The sequence below is a fragment of the Planctomycetia bacterium genome (assembly GCA_021413845.1).
In the GTDB taxonomy this organism is placed as follows: Bacteria; Planctomycetota; Planctomycetia; order Pirellulales; family PNKZ01; genus PNKZ01.
Genome location: JAIOPP010000006.1, coordinates 79608 through 102831, shown reverse-complemented (window position 1 = coordinate 102831; position 23224 = coordinate 79608). Strand labels below are relative to the sequence as shown.

Below are 23224 nucleotides of genomic sequence, written 5' to 3'. Positions count from 1 at the left end.
GCTTGAAATCGGTTATGAGGCATGCGTCGCATTCATCAGCAGTTGATGGGTGCCGATCGCCGTGGCATCGTTTTCGTTGATTGGTCTGCGTTGGATATAGGTGCCGTCGGATTGCATGTCCCAGGCTTGGCGGCGATCGTCGAGCATGATTTCGAGCAAATCCCCAAGTCGTCGTCGCAAGGCCGGGGCTTCGATGGGAACGATCGCTTCGACGCGTCCCGAAAGATTGCGATGCATCCAATCGGCGGAGCCGATCAGGAAATTTCCGTCTCGCGGCTCTTCGGCGCCGTTGCGGAAATAGTAGATGCGCGAATGCTCCAAGAAGCGGCCGATGATTGAGATCACGCGAATGTTCTCCGTGACGCCCGGGATGCCGGGATTCAGGACGCAGAGCCCGCGAATGATGAGATCGATCTGCAGGCCGGCTTGAGAAGCCTCGATGAGCGCGTCGCAAATTTCACGATCTTCGAGTTGGTTCATCTTGGCGATCAAATGCGCCGGACGTCCGGCTTGATGATGCCGCACCTCTTCGCGAATCATCGCCAGGAACCGATCGCGCATGTTCACAGGAGCGACGAGCAGCTTCACGTAATTGCGTTTCAACGACAGGCCCGTCAGATAATGGAATAGATCGACGACATCGCCGGTGATGATCGGGTCGCAGGTGAAAAGACCGAGATCGGTATAGAGCCGGGCGGTCTTCACGTGGTAGTTGCCGGTGCCGATATGCGCGTAACAGCGCAAGCCGTCTTCGTCTTGGCGCACGACGAGCGTGGTCTTGCAATGGGTCTTGAGTCCGACCATTCCGTAGACCACATGGATGCCGGCCTTCTCCAGCGTATTAGCCAACGTCAAGTTCTGTCGCTCGTCGAAGCTCGCAGTGACTTCGACCAAGCAAGCCACTTCCTTGCCGGCCTCGGCGGCCGCGAGCAAGGCATCGAGAAACGGCGTTTCGGCCCCGACGCGATAGATCGTCATCTTGATCGCGACGACTTTCGGGTCCGACGCCGCGCGGCGAATGAACCGTTCGACGCTCGCCTCGAAGCTTTCGTAGGGGTGGTGTACTAAGACGTCGCCCGCTCGAATCACGGCGAACATGTCGGGATCGTGGCCGTCGAAAGTGGCGGGAACGATCGGATGCCACGGGCTTTCGTGAAGCTCGGTGCGATGCAAGCCGGCAATCGTGAAGAGATCGGTGTAGTCGAGTTCGCCGGTCATCTCGTAGGCGTCGATTTCGCCGAGCTCGAGCTTGCCGAGCAAGAGCGAGAGCATCGCGCCGCTCCCGCCGGCGGCGTACTCCAAACGAATCACGCGCTCGAAACGACGTTGCCGAATTTCCTCTTCCACCATGGCGGCGAGGCTTTCGCCTGCTTCGTCGTCGTCGATGTCGACGGCCGCGGTGCGCGTAATGCGAAAAGGCATGACTTCGGTAACGATCATTCCCGGAAACAAGGCGTCGAGATGCAGGTGGATCAGATCGAGCAAGCGAATAAAAGATTGCGACGAAGACGCGTCATCGGTAACGAGGTCGGAAGGAAGCGGAACGAGTTGCGGAAGATTTCCGGGAACCTTGACGCGCGCGAAATATCGGCCGTCGGTTTCCGGGTTGCGCAGCATGATGCCGAGCGATGTCGAGAGATTCGACAAGATCGGAAACGGATGCCCAGGGTCGACGGCCAGCGGCGTCAGGATCGGAAAGACTTTCTTTTGGAAGAATTGCCGAGCGGCTTCCGCTTGGCCTTCGCTTAGCTCGTTTCCGCCGACGATGCGAATGCCGTGACGCGCTAGCTCCGGCACGATCGTTTGCGAATAAAGCGCAGCCTGCGATGTGAGCAAAGCAGTGATCGCGCTGCGTAACTCGAGCAAGTTCTTATACGAGGCATCGCCGTCGAGCGCTTCATTCAAACTTGCTTTCTGTTTGAGAGCGCCGATGCGCTTCATGAAGAACTCGTCGAGATTGTTCCCGGCAATGGCGAGAAATTTGACGCGCTCGAGCAGCGGATTACGCTCGTCGGCCGCTTCGTGCAACACCCGGCGATTGAACTCCAGCCAAGCCAGATCGCGATCGCGGAACGGCTTCGACGTCGTGATTGCGGCAGACTCAAGATGCATGGAAAGGTTCCTTCTTATGAGTGCGACGCAATGGGATGCCGAGGGGCTCGCCGGAGTAACAAGAAATTCTCGCCAGTCGGCTCCACCGCCGCAATCGGCAGGATTGCGCTCACGAAATCCGAACATTTCGCTCGCATTATCCGCACAAAATCGCGGGTCCGAAGCTGTATGTGAGAAATCCGTGAAATCGTGCTCCGCACCTAGAACGCCCTTCGCGTCACGGCCAGAATCGAAGTCGCCCACAACGAGAAAGCGAAATTAATCCGGAGTGATTTATGACCATGCGTCGCGTCTTGCCGTACACGTTTTTGATTCTCACCTGCTTCACGATTGCTGCGTGCTCGAAGTCCGGTTCGACGTCGGGCTCGTCAGCGGGGGGCTCCGGCTCGGCTGCATCGGGAAACGTCAAGCTCGCCGGCGCAGGGGCTAGCTTTCCGTTCCCGCTCTACGACAAATGGTTTGCCGACTACCGGAAGCTGCATCCCGGCGTGAGCATCAACTATCAGGGAATCGGCAGCGGCGGCGGCATCACGCAGCTGACGAATAAGACGGTCGACTTCGCGGCGAGCGATGCGGCGATGACCGATGCCGAGATTGCGAAGGTCGAAGGGGGCGTCGTGCTGTTGCCGATGACGGCCGGCAGCATCGTGCTTGCGTACAACGTTCCAGGTGCGCCCGAGAACATCAAGCTCTCGCGCGAAGCCTATGTCGGCATCTTTCTCGGCAAGATCACGAAATGGAACGACGAGGCGATCGCCAAGTCGAACGCCGGCGTTACGCTCCCCGATACGAAGATCACCCCGGTCCATCGGGCCGATAGCAGCGGAACCACGTTCGTCTTCACGCAACACTTGTCGGCGATCAGCGAGGAATGGAAGAAGGGTCCCGGCACCGACAAGACCGTGGCTTGGCCGGCAACCGCCGCGATCGGCGCCAAGAAGAACGACGGCATCGCCGCGACGATCAAGCAAACTCCCGGCGCGATCGGTTACATCGAATTCGGATTCGTCAGCCAAGCGAAGCTTTCCGTCGCCGCGCTTGAGAATAAAGAAGGTGCTTTCGTCGTAGCTGAAACGAAGAGCGCTCAAGCCGCTCTCGCTTCGGTGCCGATGCCCGACAATCTGATCGTGTGGATTCCGGACCCGGCCGGCAAGGATTCTTACCCGATCGTCACTTACACGTGGCTGCTCACCTACACGAACTACGCCGACGCCGACAAGGCGAAGACTCTCAAAGACGTCATTCGCTACGGCCTCACCGAAGGCCAGAAGATCAGCGAAGAGCATGGCTATATCCCATTGCCGGCTGCTGTGACGGATAAGGTCGCCAAGGCGCTCGACAAGATCAAGCCGTAGTCGATCGTCTGCGGTGTTGAAAGTTCGAGTATGCGATCGATCCGATCGTTTTGATTTTCATTCGAGTAGTTTTTCATGGCGACGATCACCAGCAGCGAATACGAAGAAACGGAAGTCGTCGGTCTTTCGCGGCCGCCGAGTTCGGGCGACAAGTTCATGGATCGAGCCTTTCGGGGCTCGACCGTGTTCTTCGCTTGGGCGACGATCCTGCTCGTCGCTCTCATCGTGTTTCAGATCGGCGAGAAGGCGCTGCCCGCTATTCAGCAATACGGCTTGAGCCTGATTACTTCCGATACCTGGGACGCCAACCGAGATCAGTTCGGCCTCAAGCCGGAAATTTTGGGGACGCTCTACAGCAGCGTGCTCGGCTTGTTGATCGGCTCGACGTTCGGCGTGGCGATCGCGATCTTTTTGAGTCAAGATTTTCTGCCGCCGAAAGTCGAGTTGGTCGCGAAGAACATCATCGAGTTGCTCGCCGCTATCCCCAGCGTCGTCTATGGATTGTGGGGGATCTTCGTCGTCATTCCGTTGATTCGTGGTCCGGCCAATTGGTTGCATGAGCATCTCGGTCAGGTGCCGTTCTTCAGCACGGCGCTGAGCGGGCCCGGCATGTTTCCGGCCGCGCTCGTACTCGGCATCATGATCTTGCCGACGGTTTCCGCAATCTCGCGCGATGCGCTGGTTTCCGTTCCCAATAAGTTGAAGGAAGCGGCGGTCGGTCTTGGTGCGACTCGTTGGGAAGCGATTCTCGGCGTGATCGTGCCGACGGCGTCGACCGGGATCTTCGGTTCGATGGTTCTCGGCTTCGGTCGCGCGTTGGGCGAGACGATGGCGCTGGCGATGCTCGTCGGCAACTCCAACAAATTGAGTTGGTCGCTGTTTTCGCCCGGCAATACGTTGGCGGCGCTGCTCGCCAACCATTTTCCGGAAGCCGGCACTCACGAAGTGCAAGTGCTGATGTATGCCGCTCTCGTGTTGTTGCTTATCACCTTGGCCGTCAACTTCCTCGGTGCGTTGATTCTGTCCCGCGCTTCGTCACGTCTGTCGGGTATTTCCAAATGAGCGCTCAACTCGAAATTCGCGATCCCTTCGAAGGGGTCGATCTGCCGCAACTCGAGAAGTCGCTGTATACGCCGCGCGCCGCGTTCAGCGCCGGTCTTAGCCTGCTTACGGGCGGCATGACGTTGCTCGCGATGTTCCCGCTCGTTTCGGTCTTGGCGATGCTGATCTGGCGCGGCGGAAAGCGTCTGAACTGGACCGTGCTTACCGAATCGCTCGCCGACGGCGGCTTCGGCAACGCCATCGTCGGTACGTTGGCGATGGTCGGGATCGCCTCCGCAATCGCGATTCCTTTCGGGATCCTGGCTGCGGTTTACTTAGCTGAAATCGGCCCGACGACACGCACGGCGAGCGCCGTTCGCTTCTGTGCGAAGACGCTTACCGGGCTGCCTTCGATTCTCGCCGGTGTGTTTGCCTATGCGATGGTGGTGCTGCTGACCGGTGGTTTCTCGGCTCCTGCCGGCGGCGTGGCACTTTCCTTACTGATGCTGCCGACGATCATTCTCACTTCGGAAGAAGCGATCCGCATGGTTCCGGCGAAGATGCGCGAAGCGGCCATCGGCATGGGTTGCACCTCGACGCAACTGGCGTGGCGCGTGCTGTTGCCGACCGCGATTCCGGGGATTCTCACCGGGGTCATGCTGGCGGTTGCGCGAGCGGCGGGCGAAACGGCTCCGCTGATTTTTACGGCCTTGTTCAGCAAAGATTGGCTCGTCCACAACGGCAATCTCGAACTGATGGAACCGACGGCTTCGCTCGCCGTCATGATCTACAACTTTTCCGGCATGCCGTCCGACGATCAAATCGAACTCGCTTGGACCGCCTCGCTCGTCCTCGTCATGTTGGTGCTCGTTCTCAACGTTATCGGTCAACTACTATCTCGACGATCTCATACGCATTAGGAGCGGTGGGCAATGTCTGCTGTTAAAAACGCCCCGGTTCACACGGTCAGCGCTCGTTCGGACGTCATCATCGACTGCAAGATCAAGAACCTGCACTACGGCAAGTTCCTCGCGGTTCGCGATGCGCACATTCCCATTCGCAAGAAGACGATCACGGCCTTCATCGGCCCTTCCGGTTGCGGTAAGAGCACGGCGCTGCGCTGTATCAATCGCATGAACGACCTCGTGCGCGGCTTTCACTTTGAGGGCCATGTCCATTTCCGCGGGAAGGACATCTACGGTGCCGGAATCGATCCCGTCGCCGTCCGTCGCTACATCGGCATGGTCTTTCAACAGCCCAATCCGTTTGCGATGAGCATCTACAACAACGTCGCTTTCGGGCTGCGCATCAATCGGTGCAAAGATAGCGTGGCGGAGCGCGTGGAAAAGGCGTTGAAGGGTGCTGCGTTGTGGGACGAAGTCAAAGATAAGTTGACGAAGAGCGGCCTCTCGCTCTCCGGCGGACAACAGCAACGACTCTGCATCGCGCGCGCCATCGCTACGGAGCCGGAAGTGTTGCTGATGGACGAGCCTTGCTCGGCTCTCGCTCCGATCGCCACGCGCCGCATCGAAGATCTGATGAAGGAATTGAAGGAGCGGTTCACGATCGCGATCGTGACGCATAACCTTCAACAAGCGAAACGGGTCGCCGACTCGACGGCGTTCATGTACGTCGACACCACGAAGGGTGGCCGAACCGGTTATCTCGTCGAGCATCGGAAGACCGACGAGCTCTTCGAGAACCCGCACGAGAAACATACGCAAGACTATCTACGCGGCGAATTCAGCTAAGCCGCACGACAACGCGATCGTAAAAAGCGATCGTTGCGAGCGTAAGTTCTCCTTAATCAGGGCTTAAGGAGAAACGGGAAAAAATCTCTCATCGCTCCCCATCGGGGGGCATTCTGTGGGTAAAATGGGGACCGATTCGTGGCCTGCGTGTCGGTGCCCCACCGACTCGTAAGCGACGATCGGATTCCGAGCGCGCCTACCACCTTGCGCTCCCCTGCCTGCGAAATCCCCCCTGCGCCCCTTCCGTAAACGGCGCGTCGATCGTTGTTCCATCAGGATCTTTCGATGTCGAAGTCTTCTGCGCGTTTGCCGGCCCTCATCTTCCTATCGCTCTTGCTTCCGGCCGCGTGGTCGTTTGCGGCACCTCCCGTCGTGATCCAAGGAGAGAAGTTGCCCGGCACGAAGGCTCGCTTGAAAGATGTGCCGCAAACATTCGTCGTAGCGACGGATGTCGCCGCATCGGTGCCGCTCGGCCTCGGTCGCGTCAGGGTGCAAGCCTTTCTGCGCGACAACGGTAAGGGAACCGCCTTCCGTTCGACTCCCATCACGCTCTCCGTCGGCGACGCCTCCGCGAAGATGACGGTCGACGCGCTCTCTGCCGGCGCTCCCCTCTCGATCGATCTGATCAACCGCGCGGATCGCTTGGCGATTCGCGTTCAACAAGGACAGCTCTCCGTCGACGCCAAGAAGGAAGTGCTGAAACTCGAGACGACGACCGGAACCTTGAGCGGCCCCGGCTCCGGAAGCGGTAAGCCCAAGAAAAAGAAGAGCGATGATCCGCTTGCCGAGTTAGGGCTTTCCGAAGCTCCGCCGGTCGATGCCTCGGCAAGCGTGCTGCCGATGGTGTTGCTCGATCGGATCGAGGTTCGATCGCTGTCCGGTCCGGTGTTGGTGTCCACGGTCGGCAGCGACCGGCTCACCTATCGTCCCGGCGATACGGCGAAGATCATGGTCGCGCTGGAGAATTTAAGCACTAAGCCTACGCAGGGAAAGCTGACCGTCGAGCTGGTTCAAGGCTTGAGCGAGCGCACTCCCATTTTTTCCGGCGACGTGCAACTCCCCGCCGGCGGTACGGTTGCTCAAAGTTATTCGGCACCGGTCGGGTCGGCACTTTGGGGACGCGGCGTCGAAGTGCGACTTGAAACCCCGGAAGGTTCCGATGTCGGCACGCATGCCTTCAGCGTCGTAACGAATCCGTGGATGGTCGCGCTGCATGGGCGAGGTCTGCCGCAGTTCGGCAGCGAACGCTGGACTCCCGAGCAAGCCGAGCAAGAAGCGGAACGAATCGCGCAAGCCAACATGGCCGCCTACGCGAATATGTACGAGGCCTTTGCGTGGGCCCCGTGCGACTTCAGCAAGATGACGATCGACGACGACGCCACGTTCCATTCCGGACAAACGCAGTACACGAAGAACCGCGCCGCGCTTGCGACGTTGCATCGTGTTTTTCATCGCTACGGCTTGGCATGCATCACCTACGGTAAGTCGTGCGCGGCTGGAGTGCCGGGCGTCGAATACGCGCTGAAGCATCCCGAGCAGATGAATGTTTTTTCGAAAGCCGGTTTCGCGCATGAAGCGATCAGCGTCGATGTGCTCGACCGGATGTTGGAAAATCGGTATCGCCGGCATGGTCGCGATGAGGATTTTTGGCAATCCTGGATCTCGAGTTGGACGTTGATCGGCAATCATGCCGCGACCGATTTCGGTTGCGATGAGATCGTCCGCTCGGCGAAGCAATTCGGTTGGGACGGCGTGCGCTACGACGGCCACTTCAATTACTATCAGAACCCCGCGATGTCGGCGCGGATGGTGAAGCACGCCGCCGATCGAATCCAATCGCAGATACCCGGCTTCGCACTGGGCTACAACTACTGCGGCCCGCAACATAATACGGCCGAAGGTGCGGCGACCGATGTCGAGCTCGCCGCGTGCGCGCGAGCCGGCGGCTTGATCATGTCCGAGTATTATCGCGGCATTCTGGGACCGGTGCCGACGAACATCGAGCATCTTCGTTCGGTCGGCGATGCCACGCGCTTGCACGGCGGCTACTTTCTTTGCATCTCCGACGAATCTTCGGTCTGGAATCAAGCGTTGATGCTGGCCGGCGGCGCGCGGCCGATGGGCGGGGGCGGGCACTTCAATAAGTTCGCGACGCGCTTCTCCGAATTCATGTTCGATCCCGGTCTCCGACGCTTGGCCGATCCGCGCAAAGTCGTTCAACCGGTCAACAACGCGGACTTCCGTTGGGACGCTTTCGTCTACGAGAAATCGGCGGGGCCGGATCGCTCGTGGTTGGTGATGCAACTTGTTAACGCCACGGACAAGCTGACTCTGCACGGTCAGAATCAGCCGCCGAGCGGCGTGAGTGGTCCGCGAGAAAACGTCACGTTTAAGCTCGCGCTGCCGGCCGGATATCAAGCCTTGTCGGTGGTCGCCTGCGACGATCCGACGAATTTCACCACGACCGTGAGTCCCGTGGTCGACGGGCTGGTCACGGTGCCGAGCATCGGTGTGTGGTCGCTGGTGGCGATCGAACTTCGCAAAGAGACATCGGCTCCGGCGCTGCATACGCTGTGCGACATTCCGTTGAACTTCGCGAAGCCAGGGAGCGTCGATGCGGAGAAGGCGCGGGCCGCGCTACAATTAAGCGCATCGACCGGCCCGGAAGTGGTGCGCGCAGTGAACGAAGCCCGTGTGAAAGTCACGCCTGAAGTGCTCGCCGAAATCCTTGCGCAAGGCGAGCCGATCGACAACAATCCCGGCGCTCAAGCTCATTTGCCGGTCGACTTCTCGGCGCATCGAGCGGACGTCGATGCCCAATTGGTTGCGGGGATTCCGGCCGCTCCGCCGTTTCAGTTGCGCCGCAACGGTCGGCCCGACGTGCTGGTCGTTCGCGGCGTCTTCTCGCATTGGGATCGGGTCGAGCAAGCCGCGGTGATGTTGCCGAGCGTCGAACTTCACGATGCGAGCCTCGTCAACGGCCGCATCGCGTGCAGTGTCCCCCTGGCGAAGGACAACATCGCATGTCTCGAAGGTTGGCCCACGCGCGAAGGATTAGCGGAGATGGATGCCGTCGTGCTCGACGATCTTCCGGCCACGGCGTTCACGCTGGAACAGCGGCGCGATCTGCGCGACTACGTCTCGGCGGGTGGTTCTTTGCTCGTCATGGGAGGCTGGTACTCTCTTTCCAAAGGCTCTTGGGAAGGGAGCTTTCTCGAAGAAGCATTACCGCTCGAAACTCTGCAAGCAGGACATCTGTTGCGCCTTCAAGAGTCGCATCGATCGTTCGCTGCGACGGCCGACTACGCCGCCGCTCTGGGCGCGTCGGCTCCCGACTTCGGAACTTCGGCGGCGATCGAATGGATCAATCACGTGCGAGTTCGTCCGGCGGCGAAGGTGCTGATGAAGGTCGGCGAGGCTCCTCTATTAATCGGGGGAAATTTCGGCGCAGGAAATGTTTTAGTCTGGACCGGTTCGCATTCCGGGATGCCGGAAACTCCGTATTGGCAAAACGCCGCATGGCCGAAGCTCGTGTCTCAAATGTTGAAATCGCTCACGAAAGGGGCTGAGCAGCGCTCGACCCCTTCGCCCGAGATCGCAGCACGCTTGGCGAAAGAAGTGAAGATGTTGACGAGCGAGGCTTTCGAGGATGCCCTGGGAGGAAGCTCGAAACAAGCGGTGACGAAGCCCAAAACCGAAGGGCTCGATCGACTCCGCTTTTTACTCGCTCAAGGAGGCGAGGCCGAGGCATTGGTGGTCGCGACGTATCTGTTGGAGAATCCGAGCAAGGTCGACCCGCAAGCTTACAACGAATTGATCGAGAGCATCGGCTTTAAGATCAAGAACGACGCAGGTTGGTCGAAACTCGGCGAAAAATTTCTCAAAGCCCCGCCGCTGATGCTCGAGACGCTCGTGGCGGAGATCGCCGCGACGTCGGTGAAGTCGATTCGCTTCGAGACGATTCAAGCTTGGAAGCTGCAAGACCCGGTGATGCGCTTGCGATGCATCGCCGCGAGTGCCGATCCGGCGGCTCTGCCGACGCTCGAAGCGGAGCTCCGCCAGCTTGCCGATCAAGATGTGAAATGGACGGCGCTGCAAGTCGCGGACAACTACAACACGTCGACGGTCTTCGACATTTATCGAACGCGACTCTTACGCCCCTTCGTTGCGCAGGCTTTATGGCGTTGCGGTCGGCGCAATGCCGAGACCGCCGAGCAATTTTGCCAAGGAGTCTTGGAGCTGCCGTTCTACGCTTGGCGTCAGCGTTGGATACTCGAAGGGGCAAGAGCCGGCCTGCGCGACGCTATCCAACAAGGAGGAACCGGCCTCGAAGCGAAGACCCGAATTCGGGAAACCGAAATCGCGATTCGCAAGCTCGAGCGAGCGCGTCAACTGCTCGACGCACAATTTTATCCGGAGACGATCGGCCTTGAATCGGCAACTTGCCAAGCTGCGGCCCGCGCCCTGCAGCGGATCGATTCGCGGAAATCGCTCCCTCTGGCGCTGCGCTATTTGCGCATGATTCCCGACGACAAGCTCGGCGAATTCAGTGCATTGTCGCAAGCCAAGCTGCCCGATGTGCAACAGCTTTATCGCGAGCGCTCGAGCGCCTCGCCCAAGTCCGTGAGTCGAGCCGGAAATTAGATCGCTATGTGGCTCGTTATTGTCTCTTCGTCGCCCAAGCCGGCGGCTGAACGACCATCGATCGCGCCTCGTTTGTGCTGAGCTTGAGGTGGTCGGGCCATTTCGTTCCCGGTTCCAGGCCAAGACGTTCGATCATCGGTTGCGGAAATCCGACGAGGCGCAATTTTTGCTCTCATCCGGCTTTCAAGCCGATTTTCGTCCGCCGACCTCTCGTTGCTTGCCGAAAGCGCTAATGTGCGACCTCCGGTAGCGAGCCGCTCCAATCGGGCTGACTCCCTGCTAGATTAGCGGCTCTCCGTTCGTATCGTCGCGGACATCGATGTTCCTCAAAAATCTCAACGTGTTCCTTTCATGACCCAGCGGACGACTCCTGCGACGCTCGGCGTTCGAGCCGGCGTCAATCTGACTCTCGGCCTCGCCACGGTTTTGATTCTGTTCGTCACCAGCGGGCTCGTGTCGTATCTAAATACCCGCGCACTCAGCGACAACTCGTGGTGGGTGACGCACACCCATGAAGTTTTGGCGGCGTTGGACGACGTCATGTCACTCGTCACGATTGCCGAGACCGGGCAGCGCGGTTATGTGATTACGGGCGATGAGAAATATCTGGCAACGTATGCGACGACGATTCTACGCGTCCACGATCGCGAACGAGAAGTCGAGCGGTTGACCGTAGACAACCCGGTACAGCAAGCTCGTACGGTCGGCATTAAGCAAGCCGTCGCCCTGAGGATCGGGTTTCTCGATGAAGTCATCACCCTGCGTCGCGAAAACGGCTTCGACGCAGCGCGAGCGAGTATTTCGACCGATCGCGGAAAGGTCGCGATGGAATCGATCCGAACTCAGATCGGAACGATGAAGGACGACGAACTGGCGCTCTTGAAGATCCGAGTCGTAGAAACGGAGAACGCCTATCAAGTTGCCGTCGGCAGCGGAATCCTGACCGGGATCGTCGGAGTCGTGCTGCTAGGCGTCGTCGGCTACTTGATGCGCCGCGCAGCGCTGGCCCGTCGTCGGCAAGATTGGCTGCAGTTCGGACAGATCGGCTTAAGCCAAGCGATGGCCGGCGATCCGCGCTTGGAGCAACTCGGCGATAGCGTCCTCAAGTTCCTCGCCGAATATCTCGACGCACAGGCCGGCGCGTTCTTCGTGCAAGACGGCAGCCGGTTTCGCCGCAGCGCCGCTTATGGGGTGCCCGCCGAAAGCTCGATCCCTCAGAGCTTCGAGCCGGGCGACGGACTGCTCGGCCAAGCCGCGAAAGACGTGCGGACTTTTATCGTGAGAGACGTCCCCGACGGTTATTTGTCGCTCGGATCGGCGCTCGGGCATAGCAAGCCGCGCAATCTCATCGTCGCCCCGGTCACTGCGGACGGCGCGGTCAATGGAGTGATCGAACTGGGGTTCGTGCATCCCGTCGATGAGGAGGCGACGGAGCTTTTCGAGAAGGCATACGAGCTGATCGGCGTCGCGATTCGTTCCGCGAATTATCGCGCACATCTTCAGAACCTGCTGGAAGAAACGCAACGTCAGACCGAAGAACTTCAGACGCAAGGCGAGGAGCTGCGCGTATCGAATGAAGAACTCGAAGAGCAGAGCCGTGCCTTGAAGGAATCGCAATCGCGCCTCGAACAACAGCAAGCCGAACTCGAGCAGACGAACTCTCAATTGGAAGAGCAGGCGCAGCTTCTCGAAGTACAACGCGACGAAGCGAGCCGCGCGAAGACCTCGCTGCAAATGCAGGCCCGCGAGTTGGAACAAGCGAGCCGGTACAAATCGGACTTTCTGGCGAATATGTCGCACGAGTTGCGGACGCCGCTCAATTCGTCGCTCATTCTCGCCAAGCTCTTGGCCGATAACTCCGAGGGGAATCTCTCGGCCGAGCAAGTGCAGTATGCCGAAACGATCCGCGCCGCCGGCAACGATCTGCTCTCGCTCATTAACGACATTCTCGACCTGTCGAAGATCGAAGCCGGCCACATGGAGATCCGGCCGGAGCAAGTGCCGCTGTCGTATCTGATCGAGGATCTCATCCGCACCTTCAAGCCGGTAGCCGAGCAGAAGGGGCTGAAATTCCGAACCGAGCTTTTGCCCGGTTGCCCGACGACGATTGAGAGCGACCGGCAACGGCTGCAGCAAGTGCTGAAGAACTTATTGTCGAATGCCATGAAGTTCACGGAACAAGGCGAGGTCGCGCTCACGGTGAGCCGCGACGTCGACGGCCGGATCGCGTTTACGGTGATCGACACGGGCATCGGAATCGCGGAGCACGAACGGCAGGCCGTGTTCGAAGCGTTTCGCCAAGCCGATGGAACGACGAATCGGAAATACGGCGGCACCGGACTCGGCCTCTCCATCTCGCGCGAATTCACGCGGCTTCTCGGCGGCGAGATTCGCCTCGAAAGCGAATCGGGCCGGGGCAGCGTGTTTACGGTGACGATTCCCGAAGTCTACGACGCAGCGTTGACCGCTGCTTACAAGCCTGCTGCGCATCGCCATGTATCGTCGGAGTCGATGGCTTTTCCGCTGAACACTCCCGCCACATCGCATGCGCCGGCGTTCGCTCGACCGGCAGCCGCGCCGACGCCGAGCGCGCCTCGGGCACGCCGTATCGACGACGATCGCGAGCGCTTGACCGGCAATCGCCGCGTGATTCTCGTTGTCGAAGACGACGAATCTTTCGCGAAGATTCTGATCGACCTTGCGCATGAGTTGAACTTTCAGTGCCTTATCGCCGCGACCGCCGAAGAAGGGATCGCCATGGCGGTCCAATACCTGCCGAGCGCTGTGGTGCTCGACGTCGGGTTGCCGGATCATTCGGGCCTTTCCGTGCTTGATCGGTTGAAGCACGATGCTCGCACGCGGCATATTCCGGTGCATGTCGTCACGGCCGGCGACTACGGACAAACGGCGATTTCGCTCGGAGCGGTGGGTTACATGATTAAGCCGGTCGCGCGACAGGAATTGGTCGATACGCTGCAGCGTTTGGAATCGCGGCTGGAGAAGCGGATGCGTCGGGTCTTAGTCGTGGAAGATGACGTCGTGCAACTCGATAGTCTTCGCAAGCTGCTCGGCTCGCACGACGTGGAAACCGTCGGTGCCGGGAGCGCGGCCGAATGCCTCGAGCAACTTAAAGACGCGACCTTCGATTGCATGGTACTCGACCTGACTTTGCCGGACGCATCCGGCTATTCGTTGTTGGAAACGTTGAGCCGAGAAGATGCTTACTCGTTTCCGCCGGTCATCGTCTACACGGGCCGAGAGCTATCGGTCGACGAAGAGCAGCGGCTCCGGCGCTATTCTAAATCCATTATCATCAAAGGAGCGAAATCGCCCGAGCGCTTGCTGGATGAAGTGACGTTGTTTTTGCATCAAGTCGTGGCGGATTTACCGGCCGAGCAGCAGCGGCTCTTGGAGAAGGCGCGCAGTCGCGACGCCGCGCTCGAAGGTCGACGAATCTTGATCGTCGAAGACGACGTGAGAAACATCTTCGCCTTAACAAGCATCCTCGAACCGCGCGGTGCGATCATCAAATTCGCCCGCAACGGCCGGGAAGCGTTGGCGGCTTTGGAGAAGTCGCGCGAAGCGCAGGGCGAAGAGATCGATCTGGTGCTGATGGACGTCATGATGCCTGAGATGGACGGGATCACGGCGACTCAAGAGATCCGTAAACGAGCGGAATGGAAGAAGCTCCCTGTGATCATGTTGACGGCCAAAGCGATGAAAAACGATCAAGAACAGTGCATCGCGGCCGGTGCCAACGACTATATGGCAAAGCCGTTGGATGTGGAAAAGCTGCTGTCGTTGGTACGAGTATGGATTCCTCGATAAGCGGTAGTGAAGCGAAGCGGTCGTGCGTCGAAGGTGCCCTTGAGAGAGAATGCGATGTCAGACACGACCGAAGACATCGAGATTCGCCTCGTGCTCGAAGCGATCTTCCGTAAGTACCACTACGACTTCCGCGGCTATTCGCCGGCGTCGGTGAAGCGCAGACTGCATCGCGCGAAGGACCATTTCGGTTGCCGAACGTTTTCGCTCCTTCAAGATCGGCTGCTGCACGATCCGACGCTGCTTTCTCCGCTGCTTTCTTTTTTAACCGTTCAAGTCAGTGAATTGTTTCGCGATCCTGCGTATTTCCGCACGATTCGCGAGCTCATCGTCCCCCATTTACGGACCTATCCTTCCTTGAAGGTATGGGTGGCGGGCTGTAGTGCGGGCGAAGAGTTGTATTCGCTCGCGATCCTGTTTCGCGAAGAGGGGCTCGAAGATCGCACGTTGTTTTACGGCACCGACATCAACCTGGAAGCGCTGAAGAAGGCCGAGGCGGGAGTGTTCGAGCTGGATCGAATCCCGCTATTTACGGAAAACCATCGTCGTTCCGGAGGCAAGTCGTCGTTGTCCGATTATTACACCGCGGCCTACGGAGCCGCGGTATTCGACAAGAGCCTACGCCGTCGAACCGTGTTTTCCGACCATAGCCTCGTCTCCGACGCGGTTTTTGCCGAAGTCCAATTAGTATCGTGTCGCAACGTCCTCATCTATTTCGATCCGGAACTGCAGAATCGGGCCGTCGGTTTGTTCAAAGACGCCTTGTCGCGCAAAGGGTTCCTCGGCTTAGGTGCGAAAGAAAGTTTGCGATTCTCCCGACATGCCGACGACTTCACCGAGTTCTCGCGCGACGCGCGCATTTATCAAAAACGAGGCACCCCCTAATGCCGTCGCGCGCTCGAGCGATCGTCATCGGTGCTTCGGCCGGCGCAGTGGAAGCGCTATCGGCTATACTACCGTTGTTGCCGCGTCATTATCCGCTGCCGGTGATCGCAGTCGTGCATCTTGCTCCGGACAAAAACAGTGTGATGGCTAAGCTTTTACAGATGAAATGCCGAGTCGACGTGAGGGAAATCGAAGATAAAGAACCGCTTCAAGCCGGCACTGTCTACATTGCGCCTCCCGACTATCATGTGTTGGTCGAGGCCGACGATCGGCTATCGCTCTCGAGCGAAGAGCCCGTGCTGTTTTCCAGACCCTCGATCGATGTCTTATTCGAATCCGCCGCCGATGTTTACGGCGAGGGCCTCGTCGGCGTCGTTCTCACCGGAGCCAATAGCGACGGCTCTCAAGGCTTGCGTGCCATCTACCGTGCGGGAGGCTCGACCGTAGTTCAGTGTCCGAAATCGGCATACGCCTCGGCGATGCCTGAATCTGCGCTCGCGGCTTGTCCCGGCGCTCGCGTACTCGGTTTGCCGGAAATCGCTGCCTATCTCATCGAGGTCGCCGGACTCGTATGAGCGCCACGCATCTCGAACCCGTTTATTTTCTGCTTGTCGACGACCTTGCGGAGAATCTCTTGGCGCTCGAAGCGCTGCTGCGCCGCGAGGGCTTGGTGGCGCTCAAAGCGAAGTCCGGCACCGAAGCACTCGAGCTCTTGTTGAAGTACGACGTCGCCTTAGCGATCCTCGACGTTCAGATGCCCATTATGGACGGCTTCGAGCTAGCCGAGTTGATGCGCGGGACGGAACGGACGCGGCGCGTCCCCATCATCTTCCTCACGGCCGGCAGCGCCGATCGGCAACGTCGCTTTCGGGGCTACGAGGCCGGGGCGGTCGATTTTCTTCATAAGCCGATCGAGCCCGACATTCTGCGAAGCAAAACCGACGTTTTCTTCGAGCTGTACCGGCAGCGGCAAGAGGTCGCGTTGCAGCGCGATGAACTGCGGATCGCGACGGACGAGAACGTTCGCTTGCTCAACGAAAGCCGGAAGTACGCTGCGGAGCTCAAGGAAGCGGATCGACGAAAAGACGAGTTCCTCGCGATGCTTGCGCACGAGCTGCGCAATCCGCTTGCACCGGTTCGAAACGCGGTCGAGATTCTTCGACTCTCGGGCCCTACGAACGATACCATCGAAAGTGCGCGCGAGATTCTTTCGCGCCAAGTGGCGCACATGTCGCGTTTGATCGACGACCTGCTGGATGTTGCGCGGATCGCTCGCGGCAAGGTCCGACTACGAACCGAACGGTGCGACTTAGTCGAGATCGTTCGACAGACCTCGGAAGATTACCGGCCCACATTGGCATCGAGCGGAGTCCATTTCGAAATCGTCTTGCGGCAACGCTCGCTGCCGCTCATGGCCGATCCGACGCGCGTGGCCCAAGTGATCGGCAACTTGCTGCACAACGCAGGAAAGTTTACGCCGCCGGGAGGGAACGTTACGGTCGAAGTCGATGCGGAGCTCGACAAGGGAATCGGAATCGTCACGGTAAGCGATACTGGTGCCGGATTAGACGCCGATGTTATGGCGCACTTGTTCGAGCCGTTTTGCCAGGCCGATCAACCTTTGGATCGTCAAAACGGCGGGCTCGGGCTCGGTTTGGCGCTCGTAAAGGGGCTCGCCGAATTGCATGGCGGCTCCGTGAGCGCAAGTAGCGAAGGCCCGAATCGAGGTGCGGCCTTCACGATGAAAATCCCGCTCATGAAAGTCGCCGTCGTTGCGAATGAACTGAGTGTTTCGGAAAGCGCAAAGTCTTTCGCCGGCGGATTGCGAATTCTCATCGTGGAAGACAACGTCGATGCGGCCAGAAGCCTACAAATGCTCTTAAAGTTCTTGGGCTACCAAGTGGAGGTGGCCGGCGACGGGAACGCAGGCTTGAACGCGGTCAAAGCCTTTCATCCGAATGTCGTGATCTCCGATCTCGGCTTGCCGGGCGAACTCGATGGATACGCCCTCGCCCAAGCGCTGCGCGCCGATCCCTCGTCGGCGTCGTTGCACTTAATCGCGCTTAGCGGCTACGGTGCCGACGAAGACCGCAAACGAACGCGCGCCGCCGGGTTCGATCAACACTTGGTCAAGCCGGTCGAACTAACGCGCCTTAAGGATGCACTCAGCGGAATCTCCCCTTAACGCGACTGGGGCGCGGCGATCGCTTCGTCGAGTTCATCGCCGTCGCCGACCGCGACTTGGTGCTCGGCATCTTTCCGCCCGAAGAGCCAGAACAATGCGGGATGAACGAAGAAGTCGAGCAGCGTCGAACTGATCAAGCCGCCGAGAATTACCGTCGCAACCGGATAAAGTATTTCCTTGCCCGGTTCGCCGGAGGCGAGCACTAGCGGAATCAGCGCGATGCCGGCCGTGAGCGCCGTCATCAGCATCGGGGCCAAGCGTTCCTTGCCGGCGCGCTCGATCATTTCCGGCGTGAACTTCTCTCCCTCGTAGCGAACGAGATGCAAATAGTGCGCGATCAGCAGGATGCCGTTGCGCGAGGCGATGCCCGAGAGCGAAATAAATCCGACCATGCTCGCGACGGTCAGCGATTGCCCGGTGATGACGAGCGCCGCGACGGCGCCGATCGCGGCCATCGGCAGCGCCGACAGCACTTGCAGGGCCATATTTACCGAGCGAAACAACGTGTACAGCGCCAGGAACATCGCCGAAAGCGAAATCAAACTTAACAGGCCGATCGTGCGCGTAGCGTTTTTCTGGCTCTCGAATTGTCCACCGTATTCGATGAGATATCCGTTCGGGAGCGACGCTCGGATCGGCTCCAATCGCTTTTGAATATCCGTCACGACGGAGTTCAGGTCGCGGCCCGCCGTGTTGCATTGAAGAATGATCCGTCGCCTGACGCTCTCGCGATTGATCGTATTCGGGCCGGTGCCGGGTATGATTTCCGCGACCGACGAGAGCGGGATGCGGCCGCCGCTCGGAAGGTTCAACGATAGCCGTTGCAGCTTCGTCGGGTCTTGGCGGTATTCGTCTTCCAATCGAACGACCAGATCGAACTTCCGCTCTCCCAGCACGATCTCGGAAACGACACGACCGTTCATCGCCGTTTCTATGAACTCGTTCACGTAGTCGGAAGTCATGCCGTTGGCGGCGAGTTGCCGGCGGTCGAGGTTGATCTGAAGTTGTGGGATTTCGATTTGCTGTTCGACCATCAGATCTTTGACTCCCGCCACCGTCTCGATCGCCGCCTTCATTTCGTCGGCCTTCGTGCGCAAGACGGTGAGATCGTCGCCGTAGAGCTTGATGCCGATTTGCGCTTTCACGCCCGAAAGCATATGGCTGATGAGATGCGCCAACGGTTGCTCCGCCGAAATCGTAACGCCGGGCACCTGCGTGAGCTCTTCGCGCATCTCGGCCAGCACTTCCTCGCGCGATTGATGTGCGTTCGGATTGAGGCTGACGATAATCTCGGAAACGTTCACCCCCTCGGCATGCTCGTCGAGTTCCGCTCGGCCCGTCCGTCGGCCGAAGGCCAGAACCTTGCCGTCGGTCTGCATCTTCTTCAGCCGTTGGTCGACCATGCCCGCGATCTGGTTCGACGTGTCGAGCGACGTGCCGGGCGGAAGCAGCACGTTGATCTGCACGCTCCCTTCGTTGAACGACGGTAAAAAATCTCGGCCGAGTTGCGAAACGACCACGAGGCTCACGACGACCGCCGCGGCAACTGTCGTCAAAATCGGCCACGGATGCCGCACGCTGAGGCGAATTGCATGTCCCGCGATGTTTTTAAGCACACGAACCAACAGCCCGTCCTTGTCGTGCGCCATGACCTTCGCCTGCGGCAGCAACCAATAAGAAAGCACCGGTGTCACGGTGAGCGAGACGACGAGCGATGCCGAAATCGACACGATATAGGCCACGCCGAGCGGCGTGAACAAGCGTCCTTCCATCCCGCCGAGCGCGAACAAAGGAACGAATACCAACACGACGAGAATCGTGCTGAAGACGATCGAGTTGCGCACTTCGCTGCTGGCTTCGTAGACGATGCGCAGCGCGGTTTTCGGGTGCGCCGCATGTTGGTTCTCGCGCAAGCGACGGAAAATGTTCTCGACATCGACGATCGCATCGTCGACGAGCTCGCCGATGGCGACGGCCAATCCGCCGAGCGTCATCGTGTTGATCGACATGTCGAACCATTTGAAAATCAAGCCTGTAACCACGATCGACAGCGGGATTGCCGTCAGTGTGATAAACGTGGTGCGAAAGTTAAGCAAAAACAGAAACAGGATGATGACGACGAGTATCCCCCCGTCGCGAAGCGCCTCGACGACGTTCTGGATGCTCAAATCGATGAACGTTTTTTGCTGATACACATCGGTATTGATGCGGAAATCGGCCGGGAGCGATGGCTTGAGATCTTCCAGAGCCCGGACGACGTCATCCGTCAGCTTGCGCGTATCGGCACCGGGCTGCTTCGAGATCGTGAGCATGACGGCCGGCATTCCATCGACGGCGGCGTCGCCCCGTTTGACTTGCGCTCCTTCCGCCACGCGCGCCACATCGCCGAGCAACACCGAACGATCCGACGACGCCTTAACGACGACGCTTTCCAATTCCTCGATCTTTTGAATCCGTCCCAGCGAACGGACCAACAGCTCGTTCCCTCCTTGATTCAAATAGCCTCCCGTGGCATTCGAGTTGCTTGCCGCCACGGCATGCTCGACATCTTCCAAAGTCAGGTCGTATTTCAGAAGTTTCTCGGGATTCACCAGCACCTGAAATTGTTTCCGGCCTCCTCCCATCGTGACGACCTGCGCGATTCCCGGAATCGTCAGCAAGCGCTGGCGCACGAGCCAATCGGCGGTGGTGCGCACCTCCATCGGATCGGTCTTTCCTCCTTCACTCCAGATTCCGATCTGCATGATCTGACCCATCACCGACGAGATGGGGGCCAACTGCGGCCTGACTCCTTTCGGCATCCGATCGCTCGCGAGCGCGATCTTCTCCGCCACAATCTGCCGATCGACGTAGATATCCGTACCCCAAGCGAATTCAACGTAGATCACCGACAGTCCGACTCCGGAAGAACTTCGCACCGCCTGCACGCCGGTAGCACCGTTGAGCACCGACTCGAGCGGGAACGTGATCAACGTCTCCACTTCTTCGGGAGCAAGGCCGGGAGCTTCGGTCATGATCGTCACCCGCGGACGATTGAGATCCGGAAAGACGTCGATCGGCAATTGCGACAGCTCATAACCGCCGTAACAAGTGACGACGAGCGCTAAAGCAATCGTCACGAGGCGATAGCGAAGCGAGAATTTAATGACGGCATTGAGCATGAACGGAATTCCTCAAACGTACGTGACGGGCGTGCGAGCTTCGCGTGCGGCATTACGAACGGCGGCGTTAGTGGTTGTGTCCCGCATGCGGATCGATCGCCCCTCCCGATTTATTCTTCAAGGCCAGCTGCATTTGTTGCGCACCGGCTAGCACTACGGAATCGCCCGGAAACAGCGAACCATCGTTGGCGATAACCACGGAGAAGCGATCGCGGTATTCGACATGCACGGCTCGACGATCGAAGTGGTCGCCGTTGGGAGAGAAAACGTAGGTCTCCACACCGCTCTGAGCTACGGCCCCGACGGGCAACACGATCCGATCTTTCCACTTCTCGACCGGCACCACGACTTGCACGCGCTGGCCCGGCTTATAGCGCCAACTAAGAAACCGATGACCGTCCGCCGATTTCACGTCGCGCAGCAGCGGATTCGTAAGCGGCACGTAGAAATGAAACGTGCGCGTTTCCGGATCGACCTTTCCCGCCACATATAAGATCGGCAGTTTGCTGATGACTTGCGGCGGCGCGTCTTCCGTTTCGATCGCCGCATCGACGAGCCAGCCGTTTTCGATCGTGCGATTGACCGCGAGGACGTCTTTATCGAACGCGCTTCCTTCGATGAACAACGTCGCATGATCCGTCAGCACGGCCATCGTTTCGCCGGCCGTAACGCTCTGCCCGCGCTCGATTTTCAGTTCTTGAATTTCGTAAGTTACTTGTATCGGCGACTCGTTCTTGATCGCAGATTCTTGTTCTTCCGGCACGAAGACCATCAACGTTCGCAGCAAAGTGCGCTTCGTCAAAATCCCATTCACTTGTTCTTCGGATAGGCCATGCAAGAGGAGCGCTTGATGTTGGGCCCTCAACACGGCTTGCTTGTTTTGTTGTTCGTATTGCCGTTCGAGCACCTGACGCCCCGCGATGCCGCCGTCGACGGCGATCTTCTCCAATCGCTTGATCTCGCGCTCGATCACGTCGAGTTCTTCGGCAACGCGAAGAAAATCTCCTTGCGCCTGTACCAGCTCTTCATGCGTCAGACGCAACTCGAAGAGCTTTTGGCCGGGCTGCACCGCTTCGCCGAGAATCGGGAAAATCTGCGTGACGATGCCGGTGAGCGGAGCCGTGATCGCGACGGTCGAGCGACCCGGCCGTTCGCGCAACATGCCCGGCACCGAGATCGTGCGGTTGAAAGTCGTGAGTTCGACCTTCCCGAGCTTCAAGCCGATGTTGGCTTGAGCCTGCGTGCTGAGCTCGATCGAATTCTGTTCGCTATGTCCGGCATGGTCATGGCTGCCGTGCTCATGACCCGCATGCTCGTCGGGTTGCTTCATCACCGGCTTTTCGTAGCCGGCTTCGGCACCGACCGCGGCGAGAAATCGGGTTCGTAGCGAAGGAGCGAAATATACCCCTGCGGCACAGGCCGCAATGAGCATCGGCACGAGAATCAGAAGACCGCGCGTGAAACATTTGGCACTCATAAACCATTCCTAAGCAAAGACGGCATACGTCTTGAAGTTGCGGCTGCGCGCCGTCGCCGTGAAGGGCGCAAGCGCAACGCATCTTGGAAAATGAAAACGAATCGAAACGCTGCGGCAACGAACGGACGCGGGCAAGCGGCCATGCGTTACCGAGAAACCGGCGGAAAGCCGGTTGAGGGGCCGAAGAATCGCGGCCGAGCTACCGCTATCGGGAGCTTGCCGACGAGCCCGTCAAAGAATTAAATCAACAGCAGCCGATTCCAAAGATGCAGCCGTATCGGCAGCGGAGCCACGGTCGTGCGGCGTGTCTCGAACCGTACGAAGGAGAGCTCGCCCGTGATCTCGATCGCCGGCAGCGAGGCGAAATGCAGGTCGGTCGAAAACGTCGGGCGTTCGAGTTCGACCCGGCTCGTCGAAACGAATTGGCACTTATCGCCGCATGATTCGGAACAAGGAGCCGGTGCCTGCCGGCCTTCATCTTGATCAGCCGCATCGACGCCATCGGCCAACTCGATACCGTCGGCTACTGCGTCGTGATCGTGATGATGATGGCGACAGTGGTGCTCGTCGTGAGCCGGTGTTTCCGCGGCGTCGTGCGCGATCTCGACGGCATGCGCGTGCCCATGATGCCAACAGCACCCCAGCAGCGTATGCAGCGCCATGACCGCGACGACGATGTGAGAAATGACGCTACGCACGACGTTTTACTCAGTCGAACTTACCACTTGCACTATCGTAGTTATCGGCAATCGGGTCAAGCGAAGTGACGGAATCGCTTAATCTATTCT

Annotated in this window: 13 protein-coding genes; 9 read left to right on the top strand and 4 right to left on the bottom strand. The window is 59.1% G+C overall.

Features of this window, described 5'->3' with window-relative positions:
- Positions 1-12 precede the first annotated feature (12 nt).
- Positions 13-2112 (bottom strand): polyphosphate kinase 1, encoded by a 2100-nt coding sequence (gene ppk1 / locus K8U03_00920; GenBank protein ID MCE9603444.1) that lies wholly within the window; start codon positions 2110-2112, stop codon positions 13-15.
- 281 nt (positions 2113-2393) lie between these two features.
- Between ppk1 and pstS the strand changes: the two genes are divergently transcribed.
- The 9 genes from pstS to K8U03_00875 all read left to right on the top strand — a co-directional run bounded on the left by pstS (position 2394) and on the right by K8U03_00875 (position 17798).
- Entirely contained in the window at positions 2394-3467 is a 1074-nt protein-coding gene (gene pstS / locus K8U03_00915) for a phosphate ABC transporter substrate-binding protein PstS (GenBank protein MCE9603443.1), read from the top strand.
- A 75-nt stretch (positions 3468-3542) separates the two neighbouring features.
- A complete protein-coding gene (pstC, locus tag K8U03_00910; protein MCE9603442.1) occupies positions 3543-4529 on the top strand; it encodes a phosphate ABC transporter permease subunit PstC in 987 nt (328 codons plus the stop codon).
- On the top strand, positions 4526-5428 hold the full coding sequence (gene pstA / locus K8U03_00905; GenBank protein MCE9603441.1) for a phosphate ABC transporter permease PstA: 903 nt from the start codon (positions 4526-4528) through the stop codon (positions 5426-5428). The genes pstC and pstA overlap by 4 nt, the downstream gene beginning before the upstream one ends.
- A gap of 12 nt (positions 5429-5440) precedes the next feature.
- Positions 5441-6259: a phosphate ABC transporter ATP-binding protein PstB gene (gene pstB, locus K8U03_00900; GenBank protein ID MCE9603440.1), complete on the top strand. Its 819-nt coding sequence runs from the start codon at positions 5441-5443 to the stop codon at positions 6257-6259.
- Positions 6260-6544: 285 nt separating this feature from the next.
- Complete coding sequence (locus K8U03_00895; protein ID MCE9603439.1) at positions 6545-10903, top strand: glutamine amidotransferase; 4359 nt, start codon at positions 6545-6547, stop codon at positions 10901-10903.
- A gap of 351 nt (positions 10904-11254) precedes the next feature.
- Positions 11255-14731, top strand: coding sequence for a response regulator (locus tag K8U03_00890; GenBank protein MCE9603438.1), 3477 nt, complete (start codon positions 11255-11257; stop codon positions 14729-14731).
- Between the two features lie 54 nt (positions 14732-14785).
- The gene (locus tag K8U03_00885) at positions 14786-15613 is read left to right on the top strand and encodes a protein-glutamate O-methyltransferase CheR (protein MCE9603437.1); all 828 of its coding nucleotides are present in this window, start codon (positions 14786-14788) and stop codon (positions 15611-15613) included.
- The gene (locus tag K8U03_00880; protein ID MCE9603436.1) at positions 15613-16188 is read left to right on the top strand and encodes a chemotaxis protein CheB; all 576 of its coding nucleotides are present in this window, start codon (positions 15613-15615) and stop codon (positions 16186-16188) included. Before K8U03_00885 ends, K8U03_00880 begins: the two co-directional genes overlap by 1 nt.
- Positions 16185-17798 (top strand): response regulator, encoded by a 1614-nt coding sequence (locus K8U03_00875; GenBank protein ID MCE9603435.1) that lies wholly within the window; start codon positions 16185-16187, stop codon positions 17796-17798. The genes K8U03_00880 and K8U03_00875 overlap by 4 nt, the downstream gene beginning before the upstream one ends.
- On the opposite strand, the gene K8U03_00870 is transcribed toward K8U03_00875, so the two are convergent.
- The 3 genes from K8U03_00870 to K8U03_00860 form a co-directional block, all read right to left on the bottom strand.
- Positions 17795-20959 (bottom strand): CusA/CzcA family heavy metal efflux RND transporter, encoded by a 3165-nt coding sequence (locus K8U03_00870; protein MCE9603434.1) that lies wholly within the window; start codon positions 20957-20959, stop codon positions 17795-17797. The genes K8U03_00875 and K8U03_00870 overlap by 4 nt on opposite strands.
- 67 nt (positions 20960-21026) lie before the next feature.
- Positions 21027-22436 carry an efflux RND transporter periplasmic adaptor subunit gene (locus K8U03_00865; GenBank protein MCE9603433.1) on the bottom strand — a complete coding sequence of 470 codons (1410 nt, stop codon included), beginning with the start codon at positions 22434-22436 and terminating at the stop codon, positions 21027-21029.
- Between the two features lie 239 nt (positions 22437-22675).
- A complete protein-coding gene (locus tag K8U03_00860) occupies positions 22676-23134 on the bottom strand; it encodes a hypothetical protein (GenBank protein MCE9603432.1) in 459 nt (152 codons plus the stop codon).
- Between the last annotated feature and the right edge of the window lie 90 nt (positions 23135-23224).

Bases quoted from the DNA above. Each gene is read 5' to 3' on its own strand.
- K8U03_00895 (MCE9603439.1), top strand. From the start codon at position 6,545: ATGTCGAAGTCTTCTGCGCGTTTGCCGGCCCTCATCTTCCTATCGCTC.
- K8U03_00870 (MCE9603434.1), bottom strand. From the start codon at position 20,959: ATGCTCAATGCCGTCATTAAATTCTCGCTTCGCTATCGCCTCGTGACG.
- K8U03_00885 (MCE9603437.1), top strand. From the start codon at position 14,786: ATGTCAGACACGACCGAAGACATCGAGATTCGCCTCGTGCTCGAAGCG.
- pstA (MCE9603441.1), top strand. From the start codon at position 4,526: ATGAGCGCTCAACTCGAAATTCGCGATCCCTTCGAAGGGGTCGATCTG.
- K8U03_00875 (MCE9603435.1), top strand. From the start codon at position 16,185: ATGAGCGCCACGCATCTCGAACCCGTTTATTTTCTGCTTGTCGACGAC.
- K8U03_00890 (MCE9603438.1), top strand. From the start codon at position 11,255: ATGACCCAGCGGACGACTCCTGCGACGCTCGGCGTTCGAGCCGGCGTC.
- ppk1 (MCE9603444.1), bottom strand. From the start codon at position 2,112: ATGCATCTTGAGTCTGCCGCAATCACGACGTCGAAGCCGTTCCGCGAT.
- pstS (MCE9603443.1), top strand. From the start codon at position 2,394: ATGCGTCGCGTCTTGCCGTACACGTTTTTGATTCTCACCTGCTTCACG.
- K8U03_00865 (MCE9603433.1), bottom strand. From the start codon at position 22,436: ATGAGTGCCAAATGTTTCACGCGCGGTCTTCTGATTCTCGTGCCGATG.
- pstB (MCE9603440.1), top strand. From the start codon at position 5,441: ATGTCTGCTGTTAAAAACGCCCCGGTTCACACGGTCAGCGCTCGTTCG.
- pstC (MCE9603442.1), top strand. From the start codon at position 3,543: ATGGCGACGATCACCAGCAGCGAATACGAAGAAACGGAAGTCGTCGGT.
- K8U03_00880 (MCE9603436.1), top strand. From the start codon at position 15,613: ATGCCGTCGCGCGCTCGAGCGATCGTCATCGGTGCTTCGGCCGGCGCA.